Annotated in this window: 16 protein-coding genes and 1 tRNA gene; 8 read left to right on the top strand and 9 right to left on the bottom strand. The window is 68.2% G+C overall.

From position 1 onward, the window contains the following. Positions 1-97: 97 nt before the first annotated feature. Both GTW40_RS10085 and GTW40_RS10080 read right to left on the bottom strand, forming a co-directional pair. A complete protein-coding gene (locus GTW40_RS10085) occupies positions 98-457 on the bottom strand; it encodes a co-chaperone GroES (protein WP_161146105.1) in 360 nt (119 codons plus the stop codon). A 24-nt stretch (positions 458-481) separates the two neighbouring features. After that, on the bottom strand, positions 482-814 hold the full coding sequence (locus GTW40_RS10080) for a DUF3618 domain-containing protein (RefSeq protein ID WP_161179818.1): 333 nt from the start codon (positions 812-814) through the stop codon (positions 482-484). Positions 815-918: 104 nt separating this feature from the next. On the opposite strand from GTW40_RS10080, the gene bcp reads away from it, so the two are divergent. The 4 genes from bcp (at position 919) to GTW40_RS10060 (ending at position 2,791) form a co-directional block, all read left to right on the top strand. Further along, on the top strand, positions 919-1,386 hold the full coding sequence (gene bcp / locus GTW40_RS10075; RefSeq protein WP_161179817.1) for a thioredoxin-dependent thiol peroxidase: 468 nt from the start codon (positions 919-921) through the stop codon (positions 1,384-1,386). Positions 1,387-1,522: 136 nt separating this feature from the next. Then, positions 1,523-2,176, top strand: a complete 654-nt coding sequence (locus tag GTW40_RS10070; RefSeq protein WP_161179823.1) for an HNH endonuclease signature motif containing protein — start codon at positions 1,523-1,525, stop codon at positions 2,174-2,176. After that, positions 2,173-2,694, top strand: coding sequence for an HNH endonuclease signature motif containing protein (locus GTW40_RS10065; protein WP_237525437.1), 522 nt, complete (start codon positions 2,173-2,175; stop codon positions 2,692-2,694). Before GTW40_RS10070 ends, GTW40_RS10065 begins: the two co-directional genes overlap by 4 nt. A gap of 14 nt (positions 2,695-2,708) precedes the next feature. Beyond that, a tRNA-Leu gene (locus GTW40_RS10060) sits at positions 2,709-2,791 on the top strand. A gap of 49 nt (positions 2,792-2,840) precedes the next feature. On the opposite strand, the gene rdgB is transcribed toward GTW40_RS10060, so the two are convergent. Both rdgB and GTW40_RS10050 read right to left on the bottom strand, forming a co-directional pair. After that, positions 2,841-3,443, bottom strand: coding sequence for an RdgB/HAM1 family non-canonical purine NTP pyrophosphatase (rdgB, locus tag GTW40_RS10055; RefSeq protein ID WP_161179816.1), 603 nt, complete (start codon positions 3,441-3,443; stop codon positions 2,841-2,843). A gap of 54 nt (positions 3,444-3,497) precedes the next feature. Next, on the bottom strand, positions 3,498-4,832 hold the full coding sequence (locus GTW40_RS10050) for an SGNH/GDSL hydrolase family protein (protein ID WP_161179822.1): 1,335 nt from the start codon (positions 4,830-4,832) through the stop codon (positions 3,498-3,500). Between the two features lie 388 nt (positions 4,833-5,220). On the opposite strand from GTW40_RS10050, the gene GTW40_RS10045 reads away from it, so the two are divergent. Together GTW40_RS10045 and GTW40_RS10040 are read left to right on the top strand one after the other, a co-directional pair. After that, positions 5,221-6,483: a DUF445 domain-containing protein gene (locus GTW40_RS10045; protein ID WP_161179821.1), complete on the top strand. Its 1,263-nt coding sequence runs from the start codon at positions 5,221-5,223 to the stop codon at positions 6,481-6,483. A 222-nt stretch (positions 6,484-6,705) separates the two neighbouring features. Then, a complete protein-coding gene (locus tag GTW40_RS10040; RefSeq protein WP_161179815.1) occupies positions 6,706-8,187 on the top strand; it encodes an MFS transporter in 1,482 nt (493 codons plus the stop codon). A gap of 91 nt (positions 8,188-8,278) precedes the next feature. On the opposite strand, the gene GTW40_RS10035 is transcribed toward GTW40_RS10040, so the two are convergent. Continuing rightward, on the bottom strand, positions 8,279-8,581 hold the full coding sequence (locus tag GTW40_RS10035) for a hypothetical protein (RefSeq protein WP_161179814.1): 303 nt from the start codon (positions 8,579-8,581) through the stop codon (positions 8,279-8,281). Positions 8,582-8,759: 178 nt separating this feature from the next. Here GTW40_RS10035 and GTW40_RS10030 point away from each other — a divergent pair, with 178 nt between their 5' ends. Further along, positions 8,760-9,188, top strand: coding sequence for a DUF2267 domain-containing protein (locus tag GTW40_RS10030; RefSeq protein WP_161179813.1), 429 nt, complete (start codon positions 8,760-8,762; stop codon positions 9,186-9,188). Here GTW40_RS10030 and GTW40_RS10025 read toward each other — a convergent pair. After that, complete coding sequence (locus tag GTW40_RS10025) at positions 9,150-9,941, bottom strand: HNH endonuclease (RefSeq protein WP_343245651.1); 792 nt, start codon at positions 9,939-9,941, stop codon at positions 9,150-9,152. The two genes, GTW40_RS10030 and GTW40_RS10025, sit on opposite strands and share 39 nt — an antisense overlap. 158 nt (positions 9,942-10,099) lie before the next feature. Here GTW40_RS10025 and dcm point away from each other — a divergent pair, with 158 nt between their 5' ends. Beyond that, positions 10,100-11,320 carry a DNA (cytosine-5-)-methyltransferase gene (gene dcm, locus GTW40_RS10020; RefSeq protein WP_161179812.1) on the top strand — a complete coding sequence of 407 codons (1,221 nt, stop codon included), beginning with the start codon at positions 10,100-10,102 and terminating at the stop codon, positions 11,318-11,320. Here the strand turns inward: dcm and GTW40_RS10015 are convergent, their stop codons facing one another. The 3 genes from GTW40_RS10015 to GTW40_RS10005 are packed head-to-tail and all read right to left on the bottom strand — an operon-like array spanning position 11,321 to position 13,559. After that, positions 11,321-11,818: a very short patch repair endonuclease gene (locus GTW40_RS10015; protein WP_161179811.1), complete on the bottom strand. Its 498-nt coding sequence runs from the start codon at positions 11,816-11,818 to the stop codon at positions 11,321-11,323. Positions 11,819-11,831: 13 nt separating this feature from the next. Next, positions 11,832-12,584, bottom strand: coding sequence for an NgoMIV family type II restriction endonuclease (locus GTW40_RS10010; protein ID WP_161179810.1), 753 nt, complete (start codon positions 12,582-12,584; stop codon positions 11,832-11,834). Between the two features lie 12 nt (positions 12,585-12,596). Beyond that, a complete protein-coding gene (locus GTW40_RS10005; protein WP_237525435.1) occupies positions 12,597-13,559 on the bottom strand; it encodes a NaeI family type II restriction endonuclease in 963 nt (320 codons plus the stop codon). Positions 13,560-13,725 lie beyond the last annotated feature (166 nt).

The following is a 13,725-nucleotide window of genomic DNA, read 5'->3' as shown; positions in this document are numbered from 1 at the left end:
CCCGGCGTTCAACGGCCGCCAGGACTGACGGCCGGACGCACCCACGAAGAAGGGGCTGGTGACCAAGTCACCAGCCCCTTCTTCGTGTCTCCGTCTCCTACAGGTACAGCCCCGTGGAGTCCTCCGACCCCTCGAACCGGTCGGCGGCCACCGCGTGCAGATCACGCTCGCGCATGAGCACGTACGCCACGCCCCGCACCTCGACCTCGGCCAGGTCCTCCGGGTCGAACAGCACCCGGTCGCCGGGCTCCACCGTCCGCACGTTCTGCCCCACCGCGACCACCGCGGCCCAGGCCAGCCTGCGCCCGACCGCCGCCGTGGCGGGGATCAGGATGCCGCCGCCCGACCGCCGCTCGCCCTCACCGGTCTCCTGCCGCACGAGAACCCGGTCGTGCAGCATCCGGATGGGCAGCTTGTCGTGGTGGGGTGTGCTCTGCTCGTCTCTGTTGGCGCTCACGCCCCCGAACCTACCTGCCGGGGCTCAGCGCCTGCGCCGCCGGGTCGAGCCGACGACGACGAGACCCACCACGCCCGCCACGATCAGGGCGGCCGGCACGATCCGCTCCATGCGGGGGGCGCCGTCGTCGTCGACGAACTGGTCCCGCACCTCGGTCATCACCCGGTTGGCCGTGACGAACGCCTGGCCGAAGACATGGTCGAGGTTGGCGACGGCCTTCGCCTTGGCATCGCCGACGATCGTCTTGGGGTGCACACGCACCCCGATCTCGTCGAGCGTCTCGGCCAGCACTTCGCGACGGCGCTTGATGTCCGCCTCGATCTGCGCCGGTGTTCTGGTGTCCGACGTCTCCGCCACCGTACGGCCTCCGAAGTCTGCTGATGCTTTGTGCTGAACAGTCTGTCAGTTCCTGGCCGCTCCGCACGGCGAGGGCCCCCGGTCAGGCCGATTAGTCTGGCGGGATGAGCGAGCGACTCCAGCCCGGGGACCCGGCCCCGGCCTTCACCCTCCCCGACGCCGACGGCAACGAGGTGTCCCTGGCGGACCACAAGGGCCGCAAGGTCATCGTCTACTTCTACCCCGCCGCGCTTACCCCCGGCTGCACCAAGCAGGCGTGCGACTTCACCGACAACCTGGAGTTGTTGGCCGGTGCCGGGTACGACGTGATCGGGATCTCCCCCGACAAGCCGGAGAAGCTGGCGAAGTTCCGCGAGGCCGAGTCCCTCAGGATCACCCTCCTGGCCGACCCCGACAAGCAGGTCCTCGAGGCGTACGGCGCCTACGGCGAGAAGAAGCTCTACGGCAAGACCGTCGTCGGCGTCATCCGCTCCACGGTGATCGTCGACGAACACGGCAAGGTCGAACGAGCCCTCTACAACGTCAAGGCCACCGGCCACGTGGCGAAGATCATCAAGGACCTGGGCATCTGACCGCCCCCGCCCCCGAACGGCCCGCACCGGCGACATCTCCGGTACGGGCCGTTCTCCGTTTCCGCGCGTGACTGTCCGATAACCGGTTCGTTACTCCATGCGGGCGGCGAACACGCAGCCGGAACGGAGGGGCTCGATGGCAGTCAGCGTGTACACCCGGGAGCGGCTGGAAGAGGCGGCTCGGGGCGCGCGGAATCTGTCGGAGGCGCTGGAGAGGCTGGGGGTGGATCCCGCGAGTTCGACTCGGCGGTACGTGCTGGGACGGCTGAGGAAACTGGGGATCGACGTCTCACACTTCGAGCGCGAGGGCGTGAAGTGGACGAGGGAGATCCTCGAGCAGGCGGTCGGGTCCTCGACGAACATGTGCGAAGTGCTGCGGCACCTCGGCCTGGGGGTCGTCGGCGGCCACCACACGCACATCAGCCGCCGGATCAAGGCGTACGGAATCGACACCTCGCACTTCCGGCTTCCCACGCGGCGAGGGAAGCCCTGGCGCCCCCGGACACCCGGGGCACTCCTCGTCGAGCAGCCCGCAGGCGGCGCCCGGCGGATTCCGGGTGACCGGCTCAAGTGGGCGATGACAGTCGTGGGTGTACCGGAACGATGCGCCGGTTGCGGCATCGAGCCGATGTGGAGGGGGCGTCACCTCCCCTTGGAGGTCGACCACATCGACGGCAACTGGCGCGACAACCGCATCGAGAACCTCCGGTTCCTGTGCCCCAACTGCCACTCGACGACGGACAGCTACCGGGGTCGGGGCAAGGGGCGAGCCGCGGGGGGAATCGCATGAGCGGCGCTGTGGGGCGCGTTGCCCTCGGCGGGAGGTTGCCTCGTCCCACGCCGCAGGAACTGCGCACCGCGGTCGCCGAGTCGATCTCCATCGCGGAGGTGCTTCGCCGACTCGGTCGGCCGGACAACGGCAGCCAGCGTGCACTGCTGCGCCAGTGGGCAGCCGAGGATCACCTCACGACGTCACACTTTCTGGGCCAAGCTCATCAGCGAGGGAAGCGGGGGACGACTCCGGTCAGGCGCGCCGAGGACATCCTGGTACGTCACGACGGCAAGCGCCGGACACGGAGCCACCTGCTGCGCCGTGCGCTTCGCGAGGCAGGCGTACCCGAGGAGTGCGCCGAGTGCGGTGTGGGTTCCGAGTGGCTCGGTAGACCCATGACGCTGGAGGTCGATCACATCGACGGGGACTGGAGGGACGACCGGCGCGAGAACCTGCGGCTGCTGTGTCCCAACTGCCACGCGACCACGAGTACATGGTGCAGAGGGGGAGGCCGAAGCCGTGGACAACCCCGGTAGCATGGGCGGGACACGCGGCCGTTGCTGAATGGTATAAGCAGAGGTTTTAGGTGCCTCGGGGCATTTGCCCATGTGGGTTCGACTCCCATCGGCCGCACGCCTTGGAATCGAAGGGCCGCCTTGGAGAAGGCGGCCCTTCGGCGTGCTCAGCCCAGCAGCTCCCGCACCACCGGCACCAACGCCCGGAACGCCCCCCCCCGATGACTGATCGCGTTCTTCTCGTCAGCCGACAGCTCCGCGCACGTCCGCGTCTCGCCCTCCGGCTGGAGGATCGGGTCGTAGCCGAAGCCGTTCGTGCCGGCCGGGGTGTGGCGCAGGGTGCCGGTCAGGCGGCCCTCGACCACGCGCTCGGTGCCGTCGGGCAGGGCGAGCGCGGCGGCGCAGGCGAAGTGGGCGCCGCGGTGTTCGTCCGCGATGTCGGAGAGCTGGGCGAGGAGCAGGTCCAGGTTGGCCCGGTCGTCGCCATGGCGGCCGGCCCAGCGGGCGGAGAAGATGCCGGGCGCGCCGTTCAGCACGTCCACGCAGAGACCGGAGTCGTCGGCGACGGCGGGCAGACCGGTGGCCTGGGCGAGCGCGTGCGCCTTGAGCAGGGCGTTCTCGGCGAAGGTGACGCCGGTCTCCTTGACGTCCGGCACCTCGGGAAAGGCGTCGGCGCCGATCAGCTCGTGCGGGAGTCCGGCCTCGGCGAGGATCGCCCTCAGCTCGGTGATCTTTCCGGCGTTACGGGTGGCGAGGATCAAGCGGGTCATGGGGCCAGTATTCACGGCCCGGTCAGCGGAGCCGTCCGGCCCCCGGCCCCGCCCCTACAGCTCCGCCTGCCCCGCCCCCTTCAGCAGCCGCAGGTCGAACGTCTCGGCCATCTTGCGGAAGCCCAGGTCGCTGGGGTGGAGGTGGTCGCCGGAGTCGTATTCGGGGCGGAGTTCGTGGGGGGCGTAGGGGTCGCGGAGGGCCGCGTCGAAGTCCACGACCGCGTCGAAGACCTTGCCCGCCCTGATCTCGGCGTTGACCTGTTCGCGGACGATCTCGCGCGCGGACGTCCACTTCTTGTGGCCCCCGAGGGGCATGAGGGTGGCGCCGACGACCTTCAGGCCGTGGGCGTGCGCCTGGCGGACCAGGACGCGCAGCCCGTCGGTGATCTTGTACGGGTCGGCGAGGCGCGGGTTGCGCAGGATGTCGTTGATACCGAGCTCGACGACCACCACCTTGGCGTTCGGACGCCCGAGCACGTCCCGGTCGAACCGGCTGATGCCGCTGGGGCTGTCGGCGGCACGCCGCAGGTCGCCCACGAGGATCTGGTTGCCGCTGATGCCCTCGTTGACGACGGAGTACCGGGGCACGTTCTCCCCGCTCTGCCCGGCCGCGCGCAGCCGCTGGGAGAGTACGTCGGTCCAGCGTCGGTCGGCGTCGACCGTCGAGGTGATGCCGTCGGTGATGGAGTCGCCGAAGACGACGACCGTGCCGTTGGTCTCGTGGTTGATCACGTCCAGCGCGGTCAGGTACCGCCAGAAGGGGGTCTCCTCGGCGAAGGGGGTCCCGGTGGCGTCCTCGGTCCGGTCGCCCTCCGCGATGTACGAGGTCTGGCGCGCGGACTTGTGGTAGGTGACCGGCCCGGAGGATGTCGGCGAGTACGTGGTGACCAGTACATCCGTGTCCTGCGGGATGTTCACGCGCACGGCGTCGCTGACGGCCTGGCCGCCCGCCGGTATCACCACAGTGGTGGTCCCGCCGAAAGTGAGCCGCCGCATCGTTTCCGCACGTGCGGCGGCGGTGTCGTGCCCTGCGGAGACGGCGAGCGAGGCGTGCGCGATGGTCAGCGGGGACTGCCCGTAGACGTTGGAGAGCGTGATGCGGGCGCTCGTACCGCCGATGCCCACATGCACCACGTTGCGCACCGAACGTCCCGCCGTCCCGGTGGTCGCGGTGTCGGGTTCGACGCCGGAGGGCGCGGTGGCCCAGGCCCCGACCCAGGTGCCGGCGGAGGCCGGGGCGACGCCGGTGCCCCGGTGGGGTCCGTTGCCGGCGACCGTGCCGCTCGGAGTGCCGTGGTCGTGTCTGGTCGTGACGTAGATGACGCCGGAAAGGATCACGACGAGTGCGGCGAGCGCACTGAGCAGGGCATAACCGTGGCGCTTGGTCACGCTGGTGCTGATCTCCTCGGGACCTGGAGCCTGGGGCTCCGTTTCCAAAGATCCCATGATGGTGCATGGAACCGGCGGGGTTGACAGGACCCTGTCCGAACCACCCCTCGGACAGACGTGAGGAACCCTTGTTCCGTTCCGGAAGTCCCCAGGAAGGGACAATGTGTGTGCGGGATCACCGGACGGGTGGAGCGAGATGGAACACGCGGAAGAGGACAGGCCGGGAGACCGGGCTCCGGACGGCATGGGCGGCACAGGCGGCACGGGCGGTAAGGGCGGCGAGTCGGGTGCCGCCGGTACGCCGGGTGCGGTCGGCGGGCGTCAGGCCACCAGGGCACCGGGTGCGGTCGGCGCACGAAGGCCGGGCGGAGCCCCGTCGTACCGCACCATGACCGCCTTCACCCCCGCCGACGAGGAGCGGCGGCGCGGGGTGCGGCGCATGAAGATCACCGCGACCGGGATGCTGGTGTTCGTCGCGGTGGTCTACGTCCTGGCCACCTGGGCGGAGCACGCGGGCGCGGGCCCCTGGTCGGGGTACGTCGCGGCGGCCGCCGAGGCCGGGATGGTGGGCGCGCTGGCGGACTGGTTCGCGGTGACGGCGCTGTTCCGCCACCCGCTGGGCCTGCCGATCCCGCACACCGCGATCATCCCCACCAAGAAGGATCAACTGGGCGTGTCGCTGGGCGAGTTCGTGGGGGAGAACTTCCTCTCCCAGGACGTCGTACGGCAGCGGCTGCGCGCGGTCGGTATCGGCAGCAGGCTCGGCGCGTGGCTCGCGGAGCCGGAGAACGCCGACCGGGTCACCGGCGAGCTGGCGACCGCGCTGCGCGGTGCCCTGACCGTGCTGCGCGACTCCGATGTGCAGGCGGTGGTGGGCGAGGCGATCACCCGCCGGGCCGACTCCCGCGAGATCGCCCCGGCGGTGGGCAAGCTCCTTGACCGGATCGTCGAGGACGGCGGTCACCGGCGTGTGGTGGACCTGGTGGTCTCCCGCGCCCACGACTGGCTGGTGCGGCACCGGGACGACGTCATGGTCGCGGTGGAGGGCGGTGCGCCGGGCTGGACCCCGCGGTTCGTGGACCGCAAGGTCGGTGAGCGGATCTACAAGGAGCTGCTGCGCTTCGTCACGGAGATGCGCGAGATGCCGACCCATCCGGCGCGTGGCGCGCTGGACCGTTTCCTCACGGACTTCGCCTCCGACCTCCAGTCCGACACGGAGACCCGGGCGCGGGTGGAGCGGCTCAAGAGCGAGGTGCTGGGCCGGAGCGAGGTGCAGGACCTGATCGCGTCCGCGTGGACGGCCGTACGGTCGATGATCGTCGCGGCGGCGGAGGACGAGCGCAGCGAGCTGCGGCTGCGGGTCCGGGCGGGCCTGATCTCGCTCGGGACGCGGATGGCGACCGAGCCGAAGATGCAGGGGAAGGTGGACAGTTGGGTGGAGGGCGCGGCGGTGCACGTCGTCACCACCTACCGCGACGAGATCACCTCCCTGATCACCGACACCGTGGCGGGCTGGGACGCGGAGCACACGACGCGGAAGATCGAGGCGCACATCGGGCGGGACCTGCAGTTCATCCGGATCAACGGCACGGTGGTGGGGTCGCTGGCGGGGCTGGTGATCTACACGGTTTCGCGGGGGTTGGGGGCGTAGGGGCTGCGCCGCTTGGGCGGGGGGTTGCTGCCGGGCGGGGCTGTCGGACGGGCGGGAGTTGCTGCCGGGCGGGGCCTGTCGTGCGGGCGGGGGCTGTCGTACGGGCGGCGCTGCCGCTGAGTCGGCAAGCGGGCCGGGGCCACCGCCGAACGGGTGCCGCCGGGCCTGTTTCCCTCGCCCCGGGGAACCCGGTTCTGCACCTTCGACGAGGAGGCGCAGCCCATGAGCCGAGCCGAGACACCGGCGTCCCGCCGTACCGCTCCCACGATCACCACCGACATCCCGGCCCGTCTGGACCGGCTGCCCTGGTCCCGCTGGCACTGGACCATCGTGATCGGCCTGGGCACCGTATGGATCCTGGACGGCCTGGAGGTCACGGTCGTCGGCAACATCGCGAGCCGTCTGTCGGAGCCGGGCAGCGGGCTCGCGATCTCGTCCGGGCAGGTCACGGGCGTGGCGGCGGCGCTGTACGTCGCGGGGGCGTGCACCGGCGCGCTGTTCTGGGCGCGGCTGACGGACCGGTACGGGCGCCGCAGGCTGTTCATGATCACGCTGGCGGTGTACCTCGCGGCGACGGCGCTGACCTCGCTGTCGACCGAGGCGTGGTGGTTCTTCCTGTTCCGCTTCCTGACGGGGTTCGGCATCGGCGGGGAGTACGCGGCGATCAACTCCGCGATCGACGAGCTGATCCCCTCCGAGCACCGGGGCCGGGTGGACCTGATCATCAACGGCAGTTTCTGGCTGGGCGCGGTGGGCGGTTCGCTGTTGTCGATCGTGGCGCTGGACACGGCGTTCCTGCCGGAGAACCTGGGCTGGCGGCTGACGTTCGCGCTGGGCGCGGTGCTGGCGCTGGTGATTCTGCTCGTACGCCGTCACGTACCGGAGAGCCCGCGCTGGCTGCTGATCCACGGCCGGGAGCGGGAGGCGGAGGAGATCGTCGCGGGGATCGAGCGGCGGATCGGGGCCGACAGGGCGTTGCCGGAGCCGTCGGGGTGCCTGGAGATCCGTCAGCGCGGGACGGTCACCTTCCGGGAGATCGCCCACACCCTCTTCGCCCGCTACCGCAGGCGCGCGGTCCTCGGTTTCTCCCTCTTCATCGGCCAGGCGTTCCTCTACAACGCGATCACCTTCGGCTTCGGTGCGATCCTGACGAAGTTCTTCGACGTCCCCTCCGGCCGCACCGGCTACTACTTCGCCGTCATCGCCGTCGGTAACTTCTTCGGCCCCCTGCTGCTCGGCAAGCTCTTCGACACGGTCGGCCGCCGGATCATGATCTCCTCGACGTATCTGCTGTCGGGGGTGCTGTTGTTCGCCACGGCGTGGCTCTTCGGCCGGGGCGTACTGAACGCGGCGACGCTGACCGCCTGCTGGTGCGTGGTCCTCTTCTTCGCCTCGGCCGGCGCCTCCAGCGCGTACCTCACGGTCTCCGAGATCTTCCCCATGGAGACCCGCGCGATGTCGATCGCCTTCTTCTACGCGCTGGGCACGGCGGCGGGCGGCATCAGCGGACCGCTCCTCTTCGCCGACCTGACGGGCACGGGCCGCGTCGGCGACACGGTGCTGGCCTTCCAGATCGGGGCGGCGCTGATGTGCGTGGCGGGTCTGGTGGCGGCGGTACTGGCGGTGAACGCGGAGCGGCGGAGTCTGGAGGACGTGGCCAGGCCGTTGACGGCGGTGGGTGGGGAGGGAGGTAAGGGGGAGTGAACGGGGGAGGGCTCCGGCCACGAGGGACGGCGAGGCGGCCGAGGCCCCCGCCGCACTGGGCGTAAAACCAGGGCCCTGCCCCCTGCCGGTACTAACCCCTCCGGTCGGCTACGGCCCAGGACGCGAGGGCGACGGCACCGGCGACGCCGAAGACGGACGGCCAGGCGCCCACCTTCTTGGCCAGCGGGTGGGAACCGGCGAAGGCGGCGACGTAGGCGGCCGTCAGCCCACCGGCGACCGCGGTCCCGGCCTGCGCCTGCCACTGCCGCGCGGCCGCCGCACCGGCAGCGGCCAGAACGACACCGCCGAGCGGCCGCTTCTTGGTCCAGCGGGCGACGCCGTAACCCCCGACCAGCCCAGCGGCGGCGATCGCCGCACTCGGAACCTTGGCCATGGATGCCTCCTGATTGTTCCCGTATGTCGTGTCGTGGCCGAGGCTAACGCGGGGCGGGGGATGGTCTGCGGGCGGGTGCCGCAGCCGCACCTTGGCCGAAACCGCCACCCATACAGCCGGGAGGACGGGGTACCGGCAGCTTCGCCACCCCACCCCATGCCGCGCAGAGGAGCCACCGATGACCCTGACGACCCCGCACCCCAGAACCACCATCCCGGCGCCCCTGTCCCTGACGGACGCGGTACGCGAGGTCGGCCAGTACGGCACCAGGACGGAGGCGGCGACCGTCACCCGAACCGTCCTGACCTCCCTGGCCGCCCACCTACCACCCGAGCACCGCGCCCCCCTGTCCGCCGCCCTCCCCCCGGAAACGGCCCACCCTCTCCTCACCGCGCCCCCGGCCCCCCACCCCCTCACGGCCCGCGAGTTCGTCGACTCGGTCGCGGCCGGGATGGAGGTTCCGTCGGCTACGGCGCGGTGGCATGTCACGTCGGTCTTGACGGCGTTGTCCTGCCAGTCGGATGTCGTTACGACGCTTCTGCTGGCCTGCCTGCCGCCGGGGTACGCCCTACTGTTCGGACGGGCAGAGCTCGCGGCTGCGGGGTAGCAGTACCCCCTGGCCGGAAGAGGCCCGCATCAGCTGCCGCAGGGCCGCAGGCGTCCGCCAGCTTTCTCCTGGGCGGCTCCTGTGGCACATGCGGTGGCAGTTGGCGCACAGGCAGGCGAGGCCGTCGAGAGTGGTCGTCGCGGTCCCAGCGACATGTAGAGGCGTGACGTGGTGCACTTCGATGTAGCCCTCGCCCAGCTCTCCATAGGCGCGGGCGAAGTCAAAGCCGCACACCTCGCACCGCAGCGGCCCTTGAGCGCAGGCCTGCTTGATCTTCTTCGCCCGGAGCTTCGGGTTCCGTTCCCGGGCGAGCGCCTGCCGTACAAGCAGGCGCCCCTCGATCGCCGTGCTCCCCGCCTCATCGACCTCGTCGGGCTGCGCCGGGAGGAGGTGCAGTTCGCCGGAGGCAATGCCCTCTTCGATGGCCTGAGCGGCCTCAAGCATCTCGGCTTCCCGGCTGATGAAGGCATCGATCATGAGGAGTGTCGGTTTGCCGCACCGCGTCGAGCCGCCAGCGTAATCCGGGTGATTGGTCATGAAATCGGTGGTCTTGCGGCTCACGCTGTCAGGCGACCGGAAAGAAGGCAGCGAGCGTGCCTCCAGGCTGTGCAGCGGAAGAGACTGCAGCAGTTCCGAGAGTTCCTGGACCTCCGGGTCTTTGGTTCGTAGCTCGCGCCATCCGTTCTTTACGACGAGGGCTCCGGCGAGCACCAGTTCATCTTCGGTCCAGGTGGGGCTTCGCATGGTCACCATGAGTAATATCGTACAAACGTTCGGTCGGATGCAAGGTGCGTTCAACGAACTGCGAAGCATGCTGGCACACTGGACTGTCGTTGTCAGTGGGGTCTGTCACCCTCAGTGATGGTGGATTGCAGGATGCGTCTGCCGCTGCATGGCTGTAAGGAGGGGACATGACCCACACGAGGGAATCTGGACGCGTCAGCGCGGTGCCGACGGAGCCCGTGTTCACATCGATTGAGATCTGCGCTGGTGCTGGCGGCCAGGCTGTTGGTCTGCACCAGGCAGGCTTCGGGCACCTGGCTCTTGTCGAGATCGACCAGCACGCTGCCGCGACTCTTGGGCTCAACATCGAGGACCACGAGCTGTGGGCGTGGGAGCGAGAGCACTGCGACATCATCTCAGGTGACGTCAAGGACTTCGATCCCCGTCGCGACTTGGTGAAGGGGGCGGAGCTGCTCAGGCAGCGAGACCTGGATCTTCTGGCCGGGGGCGTTCCCTGTCCGCCTTTCTCGCACGCGGGCAAACAGCTGGGTAAGGATGACGAGCGAGACCTCTTCCCGCGCATGCTGGAGCTGGTTGAGATCCTCAGGCCTCGGGCAGTGATGATCGAGAACGTCCGCGGGATCATGGACCCGAAGTTCTCGTCCTACCGCGACTGGATCCAGGCCCGGCTCCAGGGTGGCCAGTACCTGAGCGACGACGGGGAGCTGGCCCACGAGGACGGTCTCGGCTACACGGTCAGTGAGTGGGGTGTCCTGGAGGCTAGTGACTTCGGTGTGCCGCAACTCCGGCCGCGGGCCGTTCTCGTCGCTTTCAGGGATGACGTCATCCGGGATCTGAAGTACGAGTGGCCCTCAGCTACGCACGAGGACCCGGTCAGCGTTGCGGAGAGCCTTGGGCCCTCCATGCTGGAGCGGTTCGAGCCCTACTTCGAGGGTGTGCATGCAGAGAAGGCGCGTGCGGCGTATGGCCGGTGGCTGCAGAAGGCGCGCGAGCGGGACGCTGAACTCAAGGGCAAGGGCGGCGGCATTGCGCCCACGCTTGTCGGCGGGTCGAAGAAGCACGGAGGCGCAGATCTTGGGCCCAGCCGTGCGAAGGCATCCTGGAAAAAGCTCGGTATCTCAGGCATGGGCGTAGCCAACGACATCGAGACCTGCGCAAGGAAGCAGACCGAAACCCGCGACCTCTTCGGCCCTGACGGGCCGATGCTTACTGTGCGGCAGGCTGCCACCATTCAGGGCTTCCCGCCGGAATGGGACTTTTCCGGCGGGAAGACTGCTCAGTACCGGCAGATTGGTAATGCCTTTCCACCGCCAGTGGCCAAGGCGGTCGGCAGATCGATTATTGATGTGCTCAAGGCGGCACTGGAGCGCGACCGTCAGGAGAGCTGATCAGCCGGTTTTTCTTCCCCTCCGGGCTGCGTTGCGACGCTTTTCTACCTCGGCTGCAATGTGTGCAGCGCAGTCTTCCGGCGGCTCGTGTTCCCAGAACCGGAGCACCGTCCAGCCTGCCTCTTCGAGGCGCTGGTCAGTGTCCCGGTCGCGGGCCATGTTCCGGGCGACCTTGGCTGACCAATAGGCTGGATTAGTTCTCGGCGGCACGTAGTGATCAGGGCAGCCGTGCCAGTAGCAGCCGTCAATGAAGACCGCGACCTTTGTCGGCCGGAAGACCATGTCGGCAGTCCGGCGAAGGCCCGGAAGCGGCTTGGCGGCGACTCTATAGCGCAGGCTCTGGGCGTGCACCAGTGTGCGGATGAGCCACTCCGGCTTGGTGTCCCGGTTGCGGATCGCCTGCATGTTCCGGCGTCGGCCTGCCGATGAGGCCCACGAACCTTCCGGCGGAGACCAATTACTGCCTGGCTCGGCCGGTGAAACTGATGGCGTACTCATAGCGCTCTGATTCTTACCAGGTTGCCAACGTGGCGGCCAACTCCTCGTACGGCCGGAGCCGTCCCTGCCCGATGAACTCTGCTAGATCGTTTTGCTGCTGCTTACTGCCGACGTCCTTCACCGCTTCCGTCAAGGCGTCGAACGCGATGTGGTACACGGCGTCGACCTCTCCGGTGCCCCTGGCGATGGCGGCAATCCGGCTGGGCATCGGCTCTGCGGTCACCACTACCAAGTGCGGGAGCCGACCGCGCCGGTGCCTGATCATCTGGAGAAACTCGTGCCGGACGTTCTGGACGCGGTCGGAGCGGATGGTCCATTTACAGGATACGGCTGCGTGCAGAAATGGCACCGGGTCCAGCGATGGGTCGCCGGATATGCCGACAGTGACATCTGGTCTGATCAGGTAATCCCGCCCTAGATCGGCGCTGAGTACCGGGTTCTTATGGACGGCCTGCTCAAGCTTTCCCAAGTGCGCGTACTGAGAAAAGTCTGCGACCACTTTCTTGTGGTCAATCTGCCAGGCGCGAGAAGGGTCAGCTTCCGGTATGAATTCCGAGAGGTCTGCCGTTACCGCTTGTTCCAGTCTGGGGCCAAGGTTGCTCGGAGTGTCCGGCAGAACAACTCCCGACGGAACCTCCAGGGAGTCAAGTATTCTCCGTGCCAGCTCTTTAGAGGGTTTGCTGCTGCTGTCGGCGCTGTTGGGTACGAGTTCGCCTGAGTCAAGCTTTCTCCATCCGAGGAGCTTGGCTGCGAACGATGCGCTCATCTTTGCGTGTTCCTACTTTGCGGTGGAAGGGAGTGGCGGGGCCGTCTGCGGAAGGTCCTCTGGAGTGGCAATCACCCATTGTTCGCCATCCAGTGCCACGTACGGCGCCTCCAGGTGATGAGGGGCGCGCTTGGCGACGCGCACACTGACGAACTCGCCCTCCCGCGGCGGCACCAGGCCCAATTGGCGGGCCACGGTACGGTGGCTGTCGTAGTCGCCCATGATCAGGATCCCGTCAGCCCGGAGCGCTGTACGTGCACCTCCATTGCCGCGGACCCGCTTCATGTAGTCCTTCTGCTGGGCTACGGTCCGCACGACATTGCGGCTTATCCGTCGCTTTTGGGCGCGTCGGAACAGTTCGTTGAGGCGCTGCTGACCAGACGGTAGTGCGAAGATTGCCTCTCGGTCGGCTGGCTCCATGTGCAGAAGCGTGTTTTCGGGAAGTTCCGCGTTGCGCCAGAGCCACTGGATCTTGTCCCGGTGCCTGGCCTTAACGGTGAGCTTCGCATCGCGATTGCTCCCCTGGTTCAGCCACTCTTCACGGACCCGGAAGAGCCCAGCGCTCCAGAGGCTGTCGTAGTCACTGGCCCACACCAGCAGGCAGAGATGGCCTTTAGCCTCGGGGGGAATCATCCATCCCCCAAAGCTCTGTGAGTACTTGCAGTCCACTTCGATGCCAGCGATCCGGTAGTCCATCACATCGCCGTCCGCGAATTTGAACTCGCGCTGCAGATTGATTTCGACGAGAGTGCCGGCGTGAGTCCTCTCCGTCTTGTACAGGGTTGCCCAGTCATAGCGGCCCGTGATTTCACCGTTCAGCAGCTGATCGATGGTGTCACGTAGAACGGCAGCGAACCGCTGGCCCGAAGCGTCGAGGTGCATCAACTCTGTGTGTACCGCCTGGAGTTCGGTATCGCACTCCAGGTACTCGGTTAGAGCGACGTTCTGCGCAGCCTGGATGTCGATGGGCAGCAAGCCAACCCCCTTCATGCTCAACTAGACGCGAATCGTACCGTCGTTACGGTGAGATGGGACTTTCGCGTGAGCAACGGCACCGGGGCTTTGCGTAGGTAGTTGTTCCTATGCTCCGTGACAGCCTGTATACGGAACCCCCGCCCCGCACCAACACCCCGCCCCCACC

The organism is Streptomyces sp. SID4985 (assembly GCF_009863025.1).
Classification (GTDB): domain Bacteria; phylum Actinomycetota; class Actinomycetes; order Streptomycetales; family Streptomycetaceae; genus Streptomyces.
Note: the sequence above shows the minus strand (reverse complement) of the source record. Positions and strands in the feature narration are given on the sequence as shown.

Bases quoted from the DNA above. Each gene is read 5' to 3' on its own strand.
- bcp (WP_161179817.1), top strand. From the start codon at position 919: ATGAGCGAGCGACTCCAGCCCGGGGACCCGGCCCCGGCCTTCACCCTC.
- GTW40_RS10070 (WP_161179823.1), top strand. From the start codon at position 1,523: ATGGCAGTCAGCGTGTACACCCGGGAGCGGCTGGAAGAGGCGGCTCGG.
- GTW40_RS10065 (WP_237525437.1), top strand. From the start codon at position 2,173: ATGAGCGGCGCTGTGGGGCGCGTTGCCCTCGGCGGGAGGTTGCCTCGT.
- rdgB (WP_161179816.1), bottom strand. From the start codon at position 3,443: ATGACCCGCTTGATCCTCGCCACCCGTAACGCCGGAAAGATCACCGAG.
- GTW40_RS10045 (WP_161179821.1), top strand. From the start codon at position 5,221: ATGACCGCCTTCACCCCCGCCGACGAGGAGCGGCGGCGCGGGGTGCGG.
- GTW40_RS10040 (WP_161179815.1), top strand. From the start codon at position 6,706: ATGAGCCGAGCCGAGACACCGGCGTCCCGCCGTACCGCTCCCACGATC.
- GTW40_RS10035 (WP_161179814.1), bottom strand. From the start codon at position 8,581: ATGGCCAAGGTTCCGAGTGCGGCGATCGCCGCCGCTGGGCTGGTCGGG.
- GTW40_RS10030 (WP_161179813.1), top strand. From the start codon at position 8,760: ATGACCCTGACGACCCCGCACCCCAGAACCACCATCCCGGCGCCCCTG.
- GTW40_RS10025 (WP_343245651.1), bottom strand. From the start codon at position 9,941: ATGGTGACCATGCGAAGCCCCACCTGGACCGAAGATGAACTGGTGCTC.
- dcm (WP_161179812.1), top strand. From the start codon at position 10,100: ATGACCCACACGAGGGAATCTGGACGCGTCAGCGCGGTGCCGACGGAG.
- GTW40_RS10015 (WP_161179811.1), bottom strand. From the start codon at position 11,818: ATGAGTACGCCATCAGTTTCACCGGCCGAGCCAGGCAGTAATTGGTCT.
- GTW40_RS10010 (WP_161179810.1), bottom strand. From the start codon at position 12,584: ATGAGCGCATCGTTCGCAGCCAAGCTCCTCGGATGGAGAAAGCTTGAC.